The organism is Bacillus sp. LR--39 (assembly GCF_053613335.1).
This window is the reverse complement of the sequence record NZ_JBSIOT010000982.1, coordinates 1-669: the sequence shown is the minus strand read 5'-3', so window position 1 is coordinate 669 and position 669 is coordinate 1. Positions and strand designations below refer to the sequence as shown.

Annotated in this window: 1 pseudogene; it reads left to right on the top strand. The window is 50.4% G+C overall.

Annotation, left to right across the window (positions count from 1 at the left end):
- The first annotated feature begins 88 nt into the window (after positions 1–88).
- Positions 89–583 (top strand): annotated as a pseudogene (locus tag ACWHAR_RS27900) (NAD(P)-dependent oxidoreductase).
- Positions 584–669 lie beyond the last annotated feature (86 nt).

The window sequence follows — 669 nt, the reverse complement described above, 5'->3', positions numbered from 1 at the left end:
CACCCCCATGTAAAAAACGCCTTTTTGCACCGCGTAGAGGAAGCGGTTATCAACAAAGCCGGCCGCTTTGATTTTACAGGAGCATCAGATGCTGCCGCTGCACATTAACATGAAAGGCAAAGCCGCAGTCATTGCGGGCGGGGGGAAGATTGCGGCGCGGCGGCTGAAAACGGTGCTGGCAGAAGGTGCATCCGCGACCGTCATCAGCCCTGAAGCATCAGAAGAGATGCTCGGATTGATTAACGAACACGGCATCTAATGGAAGAAGAAAAAGGCGGAACCCGGTGATTTCAAGAATGCATTTCTGATCATTCTTGCGACCGATGACCATGAGGCAAACAAGCGTCTCGCCGCATCGGCAGCTCCTGAGCAGCTCGTCAATGTTGCGAGTGAAGCGGAGCTGGGAAATGTATATGTTCCAAAAATAATCAACAGAGGAAACATAACCATATCCGTCTCAACAAACGGAGCCAGCCCGCGCCACACGATCAGGCTGGCCGGACAGATCGATGATTTGATCGATGATGAGCTCGTCCAAGAGATCGACGAGCTTTTCCGAAAAAGAAGAGGCCTGAACCCTTGAGGTTCAGGCTTTTGGCATTATTATTTTTTCAGCTTGATGATCAAGTCTTCATCAGGTGTTACAAAAACGGTTTGCTGGCTGTCGTA